A 17,765-nucleotide genomic window follows, 5' to 3' on the forward strand; every position below is an offset into this window, starting at 1 on the left:
ACCAATATATATTAGCCAATTGCTAAAGAATCTATACCCAAGCTATTTTTTATATACTTTTATAACATATATTTATTTTGTAAAATTGTCAATAAAAAGTCCTAAATTATATGTTATAAGTTTTATTTATTCGTATTAAATAGTAATCATTGTTAAAATGTATAAATAATCTAAAGATATAAGGAGATAGTTATGGACAATTCAAATTTAATCGCACCTGAAACTTATAATATCGTTAATGAAATAGAAAAATATGCAGTGGACCAAACAAAAGAAGCCATTGTTTTTGAAGATATATCAGGTGAAGTACAACATATTACATATTCAGATTTAATGAAAAACGCAAATAAAGTCGGGAATGTTTTTAAAAACAACGGGCTTAAAAAAGGTGACAAAATATTAATACTGATGCCTAGATCTATTGTGACTTACGAAATTTATACTGCCGCATTAAAATCAGGGCTAATCATCATTCCAAGTTCAGAAATGTTAAGAACTAAAGATTTACAACATAGAATTACACACGGTGAAATAGATGCAGTCGTTTCAATCTCCAATTCTACAAATGAATTTTATAATATTAAAGAATATGAGCAATTAACGAAATTCATCGTCGGTGATGAAGAAGAAAATTGGATTCCTTTAGACAAAGAAAAAGCTGACGCGAGTGAAACATTAGAAGTAGACAAAACAAAACGCGATGATATTGCGCTACTTTCATACACGTCAGGTACAACTGGGCTTCCTAAAGCAGTCGTGCATACACATGGTTGGGGATATGCTCACATTCAAACAGCACCTAAACATTGGTTAAGCATTAGTGAAGGCGATACTGTTTGGGCAACTGCTGCTCCAGGCTGGCAAAAATGGGTATGGAGCCCATTCTTATCAATTTTAGGTTCAGGTGCTACAGCTCTTGTATACAACGGTAAATTTGACGCTAAAAAATATTTAGATTTACTAGAAAAACACGAAGTTAACGCGCTTTGCTGTACACCAACTGAATACCGTTTAATGGCTAAACTTCCTAACTTAGCTGATTACACTTTAAAAAATCTACATAGTGCTGTTTCAGCAGGCGAACCATTAAACAAAGAGGTAATAGAAAAATTCCAAGAAAACTTTAACATTAAAGTTAGAGACGGCTACGGTCAAACTGAAAATACATTGCTAATCGCATTCTTAAAAGACACTGAAAGCAGAATCGGTGCAATGGGTAAAGCAATTCCTGGCAGTAATGTCGCAATCATTGATGAAGATGGCGAACCAATTACAGACGGTTCAACAGGTGATATCGCTGTGTCATTAGATTCACCTTCTTTATTCCAAGGTTATTATAAAGATGAAGAACGTACTGAAGCTTCAAAAAGAGGCAACTACTATGTAACAGGCGACCGCGCAAGATTAGATGAAGATGGATACTTCTGGTTCAAAGGAAGAGAAGATGACATTATCATTAGCTCAGGATATACAATCGGGCCATTTGAAGTTGAAGACTCATTAACGAAACACCCTAAAGTACAAGAGTGTGCAGTCGTAGCTAGTCCAGATGAAATCCGCGGTAACATTGTGAAAGCTTTTGTTATTTTACAAGAAGGTGTTGATGGCGATGATACACTTGTAAAAGAACTACAAACATACGTAAAACAAGACGTGGCACCTTATAAATATCCAAGAGCGATTGAATTTGTAAATACATTACCTAAAACTAATTCAGGAAAAATAAGACGCGTAGAATTAAGAGAAGCAGAACAAGAAAAATATAATAAATAACTAAATCTTATATAAACAAAAAGCTCCTAATCCATTAATTAAATACAACGGATTAGGAGCTTTATTTTGTAACATATTATTTAGTTCTCAAATTTAATTTATCTTACATATTCAAAGATACCTGCTGCACCCATACCTACTCCAATACACATTGTGACCATTCCATATTTAGAATCTGGTCTTCTCTTCATTTCGGATAATAGCTTAGCAGTTAGCATTGCACCTGTTGCCCCTAGTGGGTGACCTAATGCTATTGCACCACCGTTAACGTTTGTCTTGTTAACATCTAGCCCTACTTTATTAATTGAAGCAACTGTTTGAGAAGCAAAAGCTTCGTTTAATTCAACTAAGTCAATATCTTCTACATTAAGATTTGTAAGTTCAAGTACTTCTGGAATTGCATATGCTGGGCCAATACCCATTATTTTAGGATCAACACCTACTGCTTTAAACCCTACAAACTTAGCAATTGGTTTAACACCTAGTTCTTTCACTTTATCACCAGACATCAGCACTACAAATCCTGCTCCGTCTGTTAAAGGTGCTGATGTTCCAGCAGTTACCGTTCCATCTGCCTTGAATACAGTTCTTAATTTGGCTAATGATTCAAGATTTGTTTCTGGTCTGATTAACTCGTCTTCTTTGAATGTTCCTTTTGATACGACAGGGCCGTTTTGGTCATAACTTACTTTATGAATGTCTAGCGGTATAATTTCATCATCAAATTTCCCCGCTTCACGTGCTTCATTAGCACGCTTATGACTTTCTACTGCATATTTATCCTGTTCTTCTCTAGAAACATTAAATTCATCTGCTACCATTTCAGCCGTTAATCCCATCGGATAAGAAACACCTGTATCTTGTTCTTGCAACTCTGGATTGTTCGTTGGCTCATTACCGCCCATTGGCACGGCACTCATTAATTCTACACCGCCAGCAACTAACACATCTGCTTGTTCTGACATAATTTCATTAGCTGCTATCGCGATTGTTTGTAGTCCTGAAGAACAGTAACGATTCACAGTTTGTCCTGGCACTTCTTTAGGAAGACCAGCTAACAACGCGATTGAACGCGCCATATTTTGTCCTTGTAAACCCTCTGGGAAAGCATTGCCGAGTATTACATCTTCTACCATACTGTAGTCAAATGATCCTTCTATTTTATCTAATACACCTTTTAAGACTTGTGCACCAACTTCATCAGGTCTTTCATGGAATAACGCGCCGCCTGGCTTTGCTTTACCTGCTGCTGAACGTCCGTATGCTACTATATATGCATCTTGCATTGATATCCATCCTCTCTTTTTCAACTCATCATTAATTGCGTAAAGGTTTTCCTTTTTCTAACATATGAGAAATACGGTCATATGTTTTTTCGTTTTGTAAGAGTTGTAAGAATCCTTCTCTTTCTAATTTTTGAAGGTATCTTTGGTTTATAAATGTGTTGCGTGGCAAGTCTCCGCCAGATAATATATGTGCAACTTTCATTGTAATTTCGTAATCATAATCACTAATAAAATGGCCTAAACGTTGTGCGTCCAATTGACCTTGAACTAACGCTTTAAAGTCTCTGCCTAATGCAGTATATTGCGCTTTTGGTTTTGGAATATAATTTGTTTCTGATTCATATCTCGCTTTATTTAACGCTACTTCAACACGTTTTTCTTTATTGAATATGATAGAGTCTGTATCTCTTAAATAACCATAGCGTTTAGCTTCATATGCATTTGTTGAAACTTTAGCTAGACCTACGTTCATTAATACTTTTGAAATAGACTCTTGCTTATCATTTTCTTTATGATTTGTTCTTAGCACTCTATCAGAAAGCTCAGCTAATCCACCACCACTTGGTAATAAGCCTACACCTGTTTCAACTAATCCTATATACGTTTCACTTGCTGCTACAACGAATGGTGAGTGAAGCACAACTTCACAACCACCACCTAAAGCTCTACCATGCACAGCAGTTACGATTGGTTTAAGCGAATATTTCATTCTGTTGAAACTCTTATGCAAGTTATCAATGGCTGGACCAACTAAATTTTCCACATTTTTAGATTCGTGCGCTTGCTTCATTAAATATAAATTTGCGCCGACACTGAAATTATTACCATCAGCGTATATAACCATACTTGTATAATCTTCTTCTTCTAATAAATCTATAGCTTCTATTAAATCTTCAGCAAAACCATCTGATACGATATTATTTTTACTTTGTAATTTAAATAACAATTGATCTTTGTTTGCTACAGATAAATTAGAGTCTTCTTTATTCCAAATTTCACGGTCAATAAATTCCGATGTAGGTGTTACACGTTCTATTGTTTCTCCTTCTTTATAGAAACTTTCAGTCTGATTTTCAATCCACTCTGGTAACTCGCCAAGCTCATCTTTCATACGTTTTTTAACTCTTTCGAAGCCCATTAAATCCCAAAGTTTAAACGGACCTGCTTTCCAGTTAAATCCCCAAACTAAAGCTCTATCAATATCTTTAAAGTCAGAAGCAGCTTTTGGTACATTAATTGCTGAATAATAGAAATTATTTCTTAATGTTTCCCATAAATATAATCCTGCTTTATCTTCTGCATTAAATATCACATCTAAATTTGATTTTAAATCTTTACTGAATTTAGATAAAATTTCTAATTGTGGTTGTTCAGGCTGTACGTATTCATCTGAATCTATATCATAAACTAAACGTGTCTTTTTATCTTTTTTATAAAAGCCTTGTTTTGTTTTGCGACCTAAAGAACCGTTTTTAACGAGCGTTTCTGCAATTTTTGTATCTTTGAAATAAGGCTCTTCTTCTGGAATTTGTTGTAGCCCTTTAATAACAGTGACCGCAATATCTAATCCGACTAAATCTGATAATCCGTAAGTTCCTGTACTCGGTCTACCGATAGCACGTCCTGTTAAAGCATCGACTTCAACAATTGAAAATCCTTGTTCTTCCCCTCGATACATAATGTCATTCATCGTTTGTGTTCCGACTCTGTTTGCTACAAATCCCGGAACATCGTTAGCGACAACAACACCTTTACCTAATATTTCTTCAGCAAATGTTTGTGTTCTGTCTATAACATCTTTTGAAGTATCTTTATTCGGTATGACCTCTACTAACTTCATAATACGAGGCGGATTGAAGAAGTGCATACCTAAGAATCGTTCTTTATCTTTTGGTTCAAACACTTTTGATATTGCTTCAATAGGAATACCAGAAGTATTTGTCGCAAATATTGCATCATCTTTAGCTACTGATGTTACTTGTTTCCATACTTGATGCTTAATCTCTAGTTCTTCTTTAACCGCTTCAATATAGATATCAGCATCATCTTCACCATTTAAATCATCTTGAAAATTACCGTAAGATAAATTAGAAGCAAATTCTAAATTAAACAATAACGGTCTTTTTTTGTCTGTTATCGTTTCATATGCTTTTTTAGAAATTTTATTAGGATCTTGCTCATCAATTACTATATCTAATAGTTTTACTTTCAATCCTGCGTTCACTAATAGAGCAGCTATTTGACTTCCCATTGTGCCTGCACCTAGAACGGTTGCTTTTTTTATAGTCATAAAAAGTCCTCCAATATATTCTGTATTTCTTTACTTGTTATTGAATTAAAGAAAGGCTGAATCACCTGTTAATGCGCGCCCTATAACTAAAGCGTTTATTTCATGTGTACCTTCATATGTGTATACTGCTTCAGCATCCGAGAAGAATCTTGCAATATCATATTCAGCGAGAATACCGTTACCACCTGTAATACCTCTACCCATTGCAACTGATTCTCTAAGTCTCAATGAATTCATCATTTTTGCTGTTGAAGTTGCAACTTCATCATACTCACCATGGGCTTGCATTCGCGCAAGTTGTGCACAAGTTGCCATCGCTTGAGCTAAGTTACCTTGCATCATAGCTAACTTCTCTTGAATTAATTGGTATTTACTAATTTCTTTACCAAATTGCTTACGCTCAGTCACATAATCCAATGTAGCGCGTAATGCACCTGCTAATGCTCCAGTAGCCATGTACGCCACACCAGCACGTGTTGAATAAAGTACTTTTGCAATATCTTTGAAGCCATTAATATTTTGTAATCTATCTTCTTCTTTAACTTCTACATTTTTTAAACGAATTATTGTATTTGGTATAATTCTTAACGCTATTTTATTTTCAATAATTTCAATATCTACACCTTCTTGTTCAGGCTTAATAATGAAACCTTTAGGCTTACCTGTTTCAACATCTACTGCATAAACTGGTATAACATCAGATAAGTTTGCGCCGCCTATCCATTTCTTCTCACCATTGATAATCCATTTATCTCCTTCTCTCTTTGCTGTTGTTTCTAATCCACCAGCAACGTCTGATCCATGTTCAGGCTCAGTTAAAGCGAAACATGTTCTCAATTCGTGAGATTGTAATTTAGGAATATAATAAGCGATTTGTTCTTTGCTTCCGCCAAACAAGAATGAATTGTGTCCTAAACCTTGATGTACACCTAATAGCGTAACTAGTGAAACATCAAATCGTGCTACAACATATGACATGAAAAATTGGAATAATTGACTCGGTGTTTTAGCACCTTCACGGCCTTCAAATAATAATGGATTATTAAAATAATCTAACTTGCCCATATCATCAAAGAAATCTTCTGGAACTGTCGCATTTATCCAATGTTCATTAATAGTTGATCTATATTTTTCTTCTAACAAATCATTTAATTGTTTAAGAAATTTCAATTCACCGTCTGTTAAGTCTTTAGAAATATTGAGTATATCTTCTGGAAATAATTCTTTTAATGTTTCTTCTCTGTTTGTCATAATAGTAACCTCCATTTAAAATGATAACGCTTACAATAAGATTAAAAAAAATATAATGCTTTATTCTAAGTCATTTTCTTTATTATTTTGTTTCGCTTTCTTATTCATCATTTTTTGAATTTCTAATTTATCGGGTTTTGAAGTAGATGTTAATGGCATTTTCGTAACTTTCAAATACATTTTCGGAACTTTATAGCCTGCTAAATGCTCCTTCATATGTTTATCTAATTTTTCTTCATAATCAGGATCATCTTCTGATAGTAACACAGCTGCAGATACGGATTCGCCGAATTTCTCACTCTCAAACCCTACGACTACACCTTGAGCTACTAGAGGGTGAGATGCAAGAACATTTTCAACTTCAGAAGGTAGCACGTTTTCACCGCCAGTAATAATCATTTCTTTTTTGCGGTCAACTATATAAATATCTCCATCTTCGTCAACTCTCGCCAAATCTCCTGTTAAGAAATACCCATCTTTAAAGTTTTTCTCGGTTGCTTCAGGTTTATTCCAATAACCAGGTGTTACTTGTTTACCCTTAATTGCAAGCTCACCAATTTCTCCTACTCCAACTTCCTTATAATCATCATTGTATATACGTACTTTAACGTACATAACAGGTTTACCGATACTCATCGGCTTATTCACTGCATTTGTAGGTGTATTAACTAATGCCAATGGTGCTTCCGTTAACCCATAACCATTAATTAAATTTAAACCCATGCTTTGGAATTTTTTCTGCACGCCTGGAAGCGGAGCAGACCCACCTTGAACAAGAAAGTCTATATTTTCAAAACTTTTCATATCAAAGTTTGGTGCTACTAACATCGCATAATACATCGTCGGAATAAGTGTTAAATAATTAGGTTGATACTTCTTCATTAAATCATTTAACTGTTCACCTTCAAAGTAGCGATGCAGTACAATTGTGCCACCTGCCATCAATAATGGAATTGTTAAATCATTAAAACCAAATACATGGAACATTGGTAATGATACGATAGTAGAGAAATCAGCATTTACTTTATAAGTTAAAATCGTATTTACAGCATTTGTTGTGAATGATTCATACGTAAACATAACACCTTTAGGTAATCCTGTTGTTCCACTCGTATACATTAATGATGCTAAATCATCTTGCCCCACATCTACTGATTCAAATGGTCGATGATTTTTCGGATCCACTATTTCATCATATTCTTTAGAATCAATATCTAAATGTAAATACTCATCTGCTATACCTTGTAAACTACTCAGATGCCTAGTGGAATAAAATATCATTTTAATATTTGAATCTTCTATAACACTTTCGATTTCATTTGGTTTTAGACGCCAATTCATCGGAAAGTATACTGCGCCTATTTTAAATGAAGCAAACAATAAATCTAAAATTGACACATCGTTTGGCGCAAAAATACCAACGACATCACCACGTTTAACCCCTTGTTCTTGTAGGTGATTCGCTAAGTTCTCTGCCCTTATATTCAATTCTTGGTAAGTCCATTCCGTGCCTTTTAACGGATCGATGACTGCTGGTTTCTCTTCATCAAATTGCGCTCTCGTTTTTATCCAATCGTAATTCATATTAAACGCCCCCTTAATAGTTTGAACTATTATCTTGAATACTTCTTTGCAAGCCTCCCCAATTTTCTTGATAAATGTCTCGATTTATCATTTTAAGATCATCAGCGATAATCGGTTGAAATGCCAAGTTAGCGAGTACATCTTTTTCTAAATCTAAACCTGGCGCAATTTCAATCAATTTCAGACCATCATCAGTTAATTGGAATACAGCACGTTCAGTAACATAATAAACTTCTTGTCCTAATTTTCTAGAATATGCAGCATTGAAGTCTAAATTTTTAACTTGTTCTACAAATTTCTTTGTATGACCTTCTTGTTCAATGACCAACTCATTATTGCTACAAGTAGACTGACTTCCTACTACCATCGTCCCTGAAAATACAATTCTCTTAACTGTTTGGCTAATATCAACGAATCCCCCACAGCCATTCATTCTATCGCCATACATCGAGACATTAACATTTCCATGTTGGTCGATTTCAGCAAAGCTTAAATATGCTACATCCAGTCCACCACTATATATAAAGTCCCAAGTCATTTCATGTCTCATTCTTGCATCTAAGTTATAGTTCATACCGAAGTATTCCCTACTTCCTACCATTCCACCAAAGTTACCAGTATCAACGTTTAACTGCACTAAGTCATGTGCTCCTTCTTCTACTAGCATATTTGATAATTCATTATTGATTCCAAAACCAATACTGACTACATCATCTTTTTGTAGAAATTGTGCAGCTCGACGGAGAATAACTTTACGTGTATTAAACTCAATAAATGGTTCAAGCATTTTATTGATTCTGTATTCACCTGATAAAGCAGGGTCATAATATGCTTGTGGAAGTTGTCGATGATATTTTGGATTATCGTTCACAACTACATAGTCCACAAGTTCACCTGGTATAAATACTTCAGTCGGCTTGAAACTACCACTTTCCACAATTTCTTTAACTTGTACGATGACTTTCCCACCGTTACTATGAGCTGCTGCTGCAACGCCATAACCTTCACCTAAGTGTGCTTCATGATTCATAAAAATATTACCTTCACTATCTGCATATGTACCACGAAGAAGTGCAATATCGGTTTTAGGAAAATCATAATGTAAGTATTCTTCATGATTCACTTCTAGTAAACTAACGATATCTTTTTTAGTCACTTCATTCACTTTTCCACCTGAATGTCTTGGATCTATGTTCGTATTAAGTCCTATTTTAGAAATCGTGCCAGGAAACAATTTTGAATCTCGTCTATAATGCGTCGCCATTAAACCTTGAGGCAACATGTAAGCTTCAATTTCATTGCTTTTTATCGCTTCAATCGTTTTAGGTGAACCAATAATAATACTTGCAATCAGTCGTTTAACCATCCCACGACTAACAAATGAATCTAAATCATAACCATCCCCACGGTAATCACTAATATCATTTGCCAACATAATCGTTAAATCATCAATTTGTCCAGTTTTCTCATGAGCCAAAGCAATATGTTTTAAAACATTAACCGGTAAATTAGCAACTGATAATGCAGCAATAGATATTACATCACCGGACTTTACAATATCTTTTAAATCATTGAACGAAATAATTTTCATTAGACTAACCCCCAACTATCTATGATGCAAACATTTCATAAAAGACCCCCTCAAATAAATGTAAGCCCTTACATTTATAAATATAACACATTGTAAATATAAAACAAAAGTAAAAAGGTATACGACAATATCTTTTCAATTATTAAATAATTGCTTGTAACTAGAACTTAGTACCACATCACATACTGTAGTGATAATGCTTTTAGAAACAATTTTATTCCACAGAAAAACGTAACTAAAATACAAAAATTAAATTATCAAAAATCACTTTTATATATGAATATAGTAATAAATTGATTTATAAAAAAATGAACTTATTAAGTTTTATATCAGAACGATTGATATTATAAGCATCATTTTTATAAATATTTAATAATATTCAGTATTTTTGTTTGATATGTGAAGTAATTTTTTCGTATATTATCCTATTAATACATTTCAAAAATAAAAAGTTAAATTGATATGTTGCACGTGGTGCGCGTCTTGCAATATTCGGTGGCATTATGTTGCACGTGAAGCGTGTCTTGCAATATTCGGAGGCACTATGTTGCACGTGGTGCGTCTCTTGCAACATTCGGAGCTACTAAAATTTCAATAAAAAACACCAATTCGGTCTTCTGACGAATTGGTGTTTTCTGCTTGGGATTAGGTACTCCTATCCCACGTTTTTATTTTCTTATGTTACTTTTACGCTTTATGATTCTAATTCAAGATCTTTACTTGTAGCTTTTCTTGTTTTCTTCAATAAATCAGTATCTTCAATTAAAGATTCACCGTATGAAGGGATAATTTCTTTGATTTTTGGTTCCCATTTTTTGATATATTGTGGGAAGTTCTTTTCAAATACTTCTAAAGCTACTGATACTGATGTTGAAGCTCCTGGTGATTCACCTAATAAAGCAATGACAGTGTTATCTTTAGAGTTTACAACTTCAGTACCAAATTGGATAAAGCCTCTACCATGTTCTTCTGTATCTTTAATAACTTGAACACGTTTACCAGCAATGTGTAAATCCCAATCCTCATCTTTAGCATTAGGAACATAGCGGCGTAATTCTTTCATACGATCTTCTTTGTTCATAAGTACTTGCTGAATTGAGTATTTAACTAATGACATGTTTTTCACACCAGATGATAACATCGTTACCACGTTACTTGGATTAATAGATTTGAATAAATCTAAGTTAGAACCATTTTTCAAGAATTTTGGTCCAATTGCTGCGAATGGTCCAAATAAAAGACTTTCTTTACCTTGAATGTAACGTCTATCTAAGTGTGGAACTGTCATAGGTGGTGTGCCTGGTGGTTCTTTACCATACACTTTCGCATCATGTTCATTAACAATTTTCGGATTATTACAAACTAAGAATGCACCACTAATTGGGAAGCCTCCAAGGTGTTTACTTTCAGGTATTTTAGTTTTTTGTAGTAATGGAATTGCATTACCACCTGCACCGATGAAGATATAATCAGCTACATGTGTTACAACTTCACCTGTTTCTAAATTACGTACTTCAACTTCCCATTTGCTGTCTTCACGTTGTTTGAAATTCACAACTTCTTGACGGAATTGTACTTCTGCATTGTCATGCTTTTCGATATTTTTAACTAGTTTACGTGTTAATTCACCGAAGTTTACGTCTGTACCTTCATCAATTTTACTAGCAGCTAAAGGTTCGTTAGAATTACGACCTTCCATGATTAATGGCATCCATTCAGCTAATTTTTCATGATCTTCTGAGTAAGCTAACCCTTCAAACATCGGTAATGATTTTAAAGCTTCATAACGACGTTTTAAGAAATCAACATTGCGCATACCCATAACAAAACTGATATGAGGTAATGGACGGATGAATTCTTTAGGATTCTCTATCGCTTTGCTTTTAACTAAATGAGACCAAAATTGTTTAGAAATCTCGAATTGTTCGTTAATTTCTTTAGCTTTCTCTACATCGATAGAGCCATCTTCTTGTTCTACTGTATAGTTCAATTCACATAACGCTGCGTGACCTGTACCAGCATTATTCTTTTCATTTGAACTTTCAATAGCCGGTTGGTCTAAACGTTCAAAGATTTTAAGGTTCCAATCCGGTTCTATGTCTTTTAAGAAAGAAGCAAAAGTTGTACTTAGAATACCAGCGCCAATTAATATGACGTCTTTTGGTTGTGTATTATCCATTCATAATCACCTTTCTAAATTATAATCAATTATATCCTAAAATTTTTATTTGAATATAACGATAAAAAGCTTAAATCAATTATTGATTTACATAAGAAATGTATAAATAAAGCGCTTTATAAGCTAATATTAAAACAATAGTAAGGAAAAGTAAATTATAACATTTTTAATGATAGTAATATTTCCCTAACATTTTTGGGATATTATGGTTTTGAAGAAATCTATACATTATATGTTCCCTGTATATCGAAAAAATAACGTTTTTTATTGTTTTGAGCAAAGGGATTGTATTTTCTTCTGTGTAATAATTTTTTAATATTATTGATGTTATATAAATATTTCAAATTATAAAAAGCGCTGTCTAATATACAGCGCTTTTTATAATTAACATTCAAAATTCTCTTCAATATTACCAATCATGTTCACTCTATTCCCATGTCTGCCACCTTCAAATTCAGCTTCAAGCCATTCTTTAACTATCATCTTAGCTAATTCACTACCGATAACCCTAGATCCAAATGCTAAAATGTTTGTATTATTATGTCTTTTAGAGAGACTAGCTGTATACGGCTCACTACATACTACAGCTCTGATACCCTTAACTTTATTAGCAGCTATGGAAATACCCACACCAGTGCCACAAATTAAAATACCTAAATCCACTTCTTTAGTTACTACTGAGTCTGCTACTCGCTTACCATATTTAGGGTAATCAGTTCTTTCAGAACTTTGTGGTCCAAAATCTTCTACCTCATAACCTAGTTCTTTTAAATAATCTACTATAATTGGCTTTAATTCAAACCCTACATGGTCGCTTGCAATACCTATTTTCATTTATAAACACTCCTTATATATTTATTATTTATAAATTATCATTGCCTGTTCTGCTATCTCTTCATCATATTTATCACTTATGATTTTAATTTCATTTAAATTTGCAACTTTCACACTAGAACTACTATGATACTTAGAACTATCGCATAAAAAATATGAATCTTTTGATTGATTAAAAATCACTTTTTTCTTCGAGGATTCTTGAATACTAGGAGTAGTTGCGCCAAATTTTTTGTCAATTCCGTTCGCGCCTATAAAAGCTTTATCAAAAATATACTTTTTTAAATTTTCTTCTGTTAATGGACCGCTTAAGGAAGATATCTTCTTATTATATTCTCCCCCAATTAGAGTGATATTTGCATAAATATCGTTCGTTAAAGTTAATATATTAGTATTAGTAGTTATAATATTCACATTCTTTTTTACTAATTCTTCTAACAAAAATGTACATGTTGATCCAGAATCTACATAAACTGTCTCAAATTCATTTACTTGTTTTACTGCTAACTTTGCAATATATTCTTTTTCTTTTACATTTAAAGTAGATTTTGTACTAATTGGAATTTCAGTACTTTTAGTTTGATGCTTAATTGCGCCACCCGACAATGTTTTAATTTTATTGGAAGATTCAAGTTCTTTGATATCACGTCTTAAAGTAGACATTGACACATTTGGTAATAATACATGTAAATCATTTATCTTCATCATCTTTTGCTCTTTTAATATTTGTAAAATTCTTTCTTGTCTTTCATAAGGTATCATAATAAACTCCTCTCAAATCTACATGTATATATTACCAATTAATTATAAATAAAGGGAAGTTTTATCATTATTTTATGTTAATTCTTCATCTTTCTTAGTAAATGCATAAGCCAAAATAGCTCCTATTACTAGTGAAATTACTAATCCAATCATAGCATTTAAAAAGTTCATTTCTTTTTCACTAACAAACGCAGGGAACGTCGTTACGCTTCCAAAAACAAATGCTGAAGTTACTACTTTCATTAACCCAAGATAAGCGCCACCTACAGCTCCTCCGATAATCTGAGCTAAAAACAGCTTTTTATTTTTAATTAATAATCCAAATAGAACAGGTTCGATAATTGCTGATAAAGCTATAGTTATAAAACCTGATGCTGCAAAGTTTTTTAGTTTTTTATTTTTGGCTTTTAGATACACGCCTATAGTAACACCTATAACTGCAAAGTTACACGCAAATGTATAAGGAACGATATAATCAAACCCATATGTCGATACATTATTGATCATAATCGGGTTAACTGCCCAATGTATTCCAAGACTGACTAAAATGCTCCAGCCACCACCGATTAGTATACCTGTAAGAATACTACTTCTTTCTATGAGCCAATTAACTAAACTAGCTACTCCTTCACCGCTGTATACACCTATCGGGCCAATTACCATAATCGTTAATGGCACCATTACTAATAATGATATCAATGGTATAACTACAAGCTTTAAAGTTTCAGGAATTTTTTTATCTAAGAATTTATACAAATATGAATACGCCCATATTGATAATATAATTGGAACAACCGTAGCATTATATCCCATAAGCACTACAGGAATATTTAAAAATGTTGTCGTTGTACCATTACCAGTATCACCCATCAAAGCAATATAATCTGGATTTAAAAGCGCAGCTCCTATTAAAGCAGATAAATAAGGACTAGCTCCAAACCTTCTAGCTGATGTAAACGCTAACAACACAGGTAAAAAATAAAAGACACTCATGGAAGCCACATTTAAAATTGCATATGTCCCACTGTCTTTGGATACTAATCCGATTTGTTCAGCAAGTATTAGCAAACCTCTTAATATACCTGATCCTGCCAATGCCGGTAATAATGGTGCGAATATAGCGGAAATAGCTGAGAATACCTTACTTATAATACTTTCATTGTTATTGTCTTCTGAACTAGTTTCTACCGACTCCCCATCTCCTTTAACAAGTTCTTCAAATTCATCGTATAGTTTAGGGACATCGGTACCAATTAAGATTTGATATTGTCCTGCTTTATTTAAAGTATTTACTACCCCGTCTATTTCTCTGACTTTATCATCTTGAATTAAGCCATTGTCCCGAACGGTTATTCTTAATCTAGTGGCACAATGCGTCATATTTGCTACATTATCTGGGCCACCAATTCTTTCAAGAATTTCTTTTGCAGATTTATTGTAATCCATATCCCTTTCTCCCCTTTCTAAAAAGATATTAGAAATCTTATTTTAAGATTTCTAATACTAAATCACTTACTTTTACAGCACTATTTTGTTTAATTATTTTCTCAAAGTAATCCATTCCTAGCCTATCTATTAAATTATTAATTTTGTGTATCATATTAATATTTCTTTCACATTCTTCTATTGGATCTTCTATGACTGGAAAAGTGTCAAAATAGAACGCTTGTTTATAGTCATATTTTTTAGAGTAATAGATAAATTCGATTGTTTTTATTAAATTATTTGTCCCAATCATTAATCCATCATCATTTAACCCATGGCCATCATTTAAATGAACTCCATATAATTTTTCTTTACTTCCTAAAATGCTAGCAGCATATGCCGGATTTTCATGTTTCATAAGCATGTGACAAAAGTCTAATGTAATTCCAACATTGTCCTTGTTAATTTCTTTTATCATAGAAAATGCTACTCCAAAACTATCTATAAAAGCATACGCTCTAGGTTGAAATGGTTTATATTCAATGCTTATTTTAATGTCAGGAGCATATTCAGCTATTTCAGATATACTATTTTTTATTTGTTCCCAGACTTTTACATAGTCAATTTGAAACGAATAATCAAATCCATCATAACCTAACCAAATCGTTACTACTTCACCATTAATTTCTCTACAATAATCACATGCAGATTTGCATAGTTCTATCGCTTTCTCAGAGATACTAACATCTGAATTTCCTAATTCACCATTTATAAATTCATTTCTAAATCTTAAAGCAACACCATTTGCTTCTAAATTATTGTCTTTAAGCATATCTTTCATTACTTCTGAAGAATAATTAGTTACATGTTCAGGATAATTTAAATCCACATGTGTTATTCCTAATTCACTAAATTTTTTAAATACTAAATTTAAATCATTATTATATTTGGGTAAAAACGAATTTATTCTTGTAGCTATTTTCAATTCCGACACTCCTTTATTTATTTAGTCCATAATAACACGCTTTTATTCCAAATACAATCAAATATTTTCACTTTATTTCAAATATTTTCACTTTATTTCATTTGTTAGAATTATCTGATATTAAATTGTAAAAAAATAGCCTTCACTTTGTGAATGGCTATAAATTTTGTTAAAGTTCTTTTAGTTCTTGAATTATTTCTTTATAACTTTGATCTTTTCCGAAAAGTGAAGATGAACCTAGTACAAATCCTTTAACACCTTTTTTGTGTAATTTCTCAACTTTTTCTGGTGAAATAGCACCATCTACTAATAACTCATATTCATATTTATCTTTAAATGTAGATTGTGCTAATATCTCAATCTTTTCATCAACAAAGTCTAAGTATTTTTGTCCAGCAAATCCTGGGTTTACTGTCATAACCATTATATAGTCTATAATTGATAAATATGGTTGAATACTTTCAACTGAAGTACCAGGATTTATTGCTATCCCTGCTTTAATTCCCTTATCTCTAATTGCTTGTAAAGTTCTTGTAGGATGCACATCCGCTTCAGGATGTATATATATAACGTTTACACCTAAGTTAGAAAACAAATCTATATATTTATCTGGAGTATTAATCATTAAATGAACATCTATTGGTTTGTCGGTTGCACTTCTTATAAACTCTAAATCTTGTAATCCCATGCCAAAATTAGGAACAAACTGACCATCCATTATATCGATATGGTATCCTGTCACATCTGCTTCATCTAATTTTTTAATTTCCTCTTTTAAATTCCCAAAATCCGCGAGCATCATTGAAGGTAATAATATTTTTTTCAAATTAAATCTTCCTTTCTCACATATTATTTGTTGAAATATTTTATTTCTGCTTTTTAACAAAATCTTGAATTTCAGAATAACTAGGTATTGCTTCTTGTGTTTCTTTTTTACTTACTTTAATAGCTGAAGCAGCAGTTGCAAATTCAACTGCTTCAATTAGACTCTGAGAATTATTTAAACAAACAGTTATAGCCGCTGCAAAAACATCTCCAGCTCCAACTGTATTAATTGTATTCACTTTATGTGACTGTATAAAAGTTGTTTCTTGGTTTTTATAAATTAATGAACCTTGAGATCCTAATTTTACGATTACGTTTTCTACACCTTTTTGACTAATAATGTGAGCCGCTTGCTCAGCACTTTCTATATCTGTAACTTTAATTCCGGATATGGCTTCAGCTTCTTGTTGATTAGGTGTAATTAAATATGCATACTTTAAAAATTCTTCATCATACCCATCTGCTGGTGCTGGGTCCAATACAACTTTAATATTTTTTTCTTTAGCAATTTTTAAAGCTGTCATTATAGAAGCCTTACTTGTTTCCAATTGCAATAATAGATAATCAGCATTTGTCTGATCAAATGCTTTAATAATATCATCATCGCTCAAATGATTATTTGCGCCTAAAGTGCCTAACATAGTGTTTTCACCAGTACTATCTAATATTACTATAAATGTACCTGTGTTAATCCCTTTCTTACTAACAATAAATTCTGTATCTACTCCATGCTTTTGTAAGTTTTTAATCATGTTTTCTCCATGGGCATCTACTCCAACAGCACCAATAAACTTTGTTTTTCCTCCGATTTTAGTTAACGCAATTGCTTGGTTAGCTCCTTTACCTCCAGGTTGATTGTTCACGGAATCTACCCAAACTGTTTCCCCATTTTTGGGATAATCTTTAGTGTTAACAAATATGTCTTGATTAATACTACCCATCGTAATTATTTCTTTAGTCATTAATTATACCCCCGTTAT

13 protein-coding genes are annotated in these 17,765 nt (G+C 32.8%); 1 reads left to right on the forward strand and 12 read right to left on the reverse strand.

Annotated features, from left to right (window positions below; genetic code table 11):
* Window positions 1-192 precede the first annotated feature (192 nt).
* On the forward strand, window positions 193-1,773 hold the full coding sequence (gene mbcS, locus ACO6VN_RS10425) for an acyl-CoA synthetase MbcS (protein WP_422404633.1): 1,581 nt from the start codon (window positions 193-195) through the stop codon (window positions 1,771-1,773).
* 98 nt (window positions 1,774-1,871) lie between these two features.
* On the opposite strand, the gene ACO6VN_RS10430 is transcribed toward mbcS, so the two are convergent.
* From ACO6VN_RS10430 to ACO6VN_RS10485, 12 genes are all read right to left on the reverse strand, one after another.
* Complete coding sequence (locus ACO6VN_RS10430; protein ID WP_135031997.1) at window positions 1,872-3,059, reverse strand: thiolase family protein; 1,188 nt, start codon at window positions 3,057-3,059, stop codon at window positions 1,872-1,874.
* 31 nt (window positions 3,060-3,090) lie between these two features.
* Window positions 3,091-5,349: a 3-hydroxyacyl-CoA dehydrogenase/enoyl-CoA hydratase family protein gene (locus tag ACO6VN_RS10435; protein ID WP_422404634.1), complete on the reverse strand. Its 2,259-nt coding sequence runs from the start codon at window positions 5,347-5,349 to the stop codon at window positions 3,091-3,093.
* Between the two features lie 45 nt (window positions 5,350-5,394).
* Window positions 5,395-6,600, reverse strand: a complete 1,206-nt coding sequence (locus ACO6VN_RS10440) for an acyl-CoA dehydrogenase family protein (protein ID WP_017000995.1) — start codon at window positions 6,598-6,600, stop codon at window positions 5,395-5,397.
* Window positions 6,601-6,660: 60 nt separating this feature from the next.
* Window positions 6,661-8,184: a class I adenylate-forming enzyme family protein gene (locus ACO6VN_RS10445; protein WP_017000994.1), complete on the reverse strand. Its 1,524-nt coding sequence runs from the start codon at window positions 8,182-8,184 to the stop codon at window positions 6,661-6,663.
* Window positions 8,185-8,197: 13 nt separating this feature from the next.
* On the reverse strand, window positions 8,198-9,775 hold the full coding sequence (locus tag ACO6VN_RS10450; protein WP_422404635.1) for an acyl CoA:acetate/3-ketoacid CoA transferase: 1,578 nt from the start codon (window positions 9,773-9,775) through the stop codon (window positions 8,198-8,200).
* A gap of 694 nt (window positions 9,776-10,469) precedes the next feature.
* Window positions 10,470-11,954, reverse strand: coding sequence for a malate dehydrogenase (quinone) (gene mqo, locus ACO6VN_RS10455; RefSeq protein ID WP_017000991.1), 1,485 nt, complete (start codon window positions 11,952-11,954; stop codon window positions 10,470-10,472).
* 384 nt (window positions 11,955-12,338) lie between these two features.
* Entirely contained in the window at window positions 12,339-12,788 is a 450-nt protein-coding gene (gene rpiB, locus ACO6VN_RS10460; RefSeq protein WP_216683669.1) for a ribose 5-phosphate isomerase B, read from the reverse strand.
* Window positions 12,789-12,812: 24 nt separating this feature from the next.
* Complete coding sequence (locus ACO6VN_RS10465; protein ID WP_301420773.1) at window positions 12,813-13,550, reverse strand: DeoR/GlpR family DNA-binding transcription regulator; 738 nt, start codon at window positions 13,548-13,550, stop codon at window positions 12,813-12,815.
* A gap of 72 nt (window positions 13,551-13,622) precedes the next feature.
* Window positions 13,623-14,996, reverse strand: a complete 1,374-nt coding sequence (locus tag ACO6VN_RS10470) for a PTS transporter subunit EIIC (RefSeq protein ID WP_422404636.1) — start codon at window positions 14,994-14,996, stop codon at window positions 13,623-13,625.
* Between the two features lie 37 nt (window positions 14,997-15,033).
* Window positions 15,034-15,960 (reverse strand): sugar phosphate isomerase/epimerase family protein, encoded by a 927-nt coding sequence (locus tag ACO6VN_RS10475; RefSeq protein WP_216683672.1) that lies wholly within the window; start codon window positions 15,958-15,960, stop codon window positions 15,034-15,036.
* 169 nt (window positions 15,961-16,129) lie between these two features.
* On the reverse strand, window positions 16,130-16,786 hold the full coding sequence (gene rpe / locus ACO6VN_RS10480) for a ribulose-phosphate 3-epimerase (protein WP_216683673.1): 657 nt from the start codon (window positions 16,784-16,786) through the stop codon (window positions 16,130-16,132).
* Between the two features lie 40 nt (window positions 16,787-16,826).
* Window positions 16,827-17,747, reverse strand: coding sequence for a PfkB family carbohydrate kinase (locus ACO6VN_RS10485; protein WP_216683674.1), 921 nt, complete (start codon window positions 17,745-17,747; stop codon window positions 16,827-16,829).
* Between the last annotated feature and the right edge of the window lie 18 nt (window positions 17,748-17,765).

It is taken from the genome of Mammaliicoccus sp. JADD-157, assembly GCF_049310805.1.
In the GTDB taxonomy this organism is placed as follows: Bacteria; Bacillota; Bacilli; order Staphylococcales; family Staphylococcaceae; genus Mammaliicoccus; species Mammaliicoccus lentus.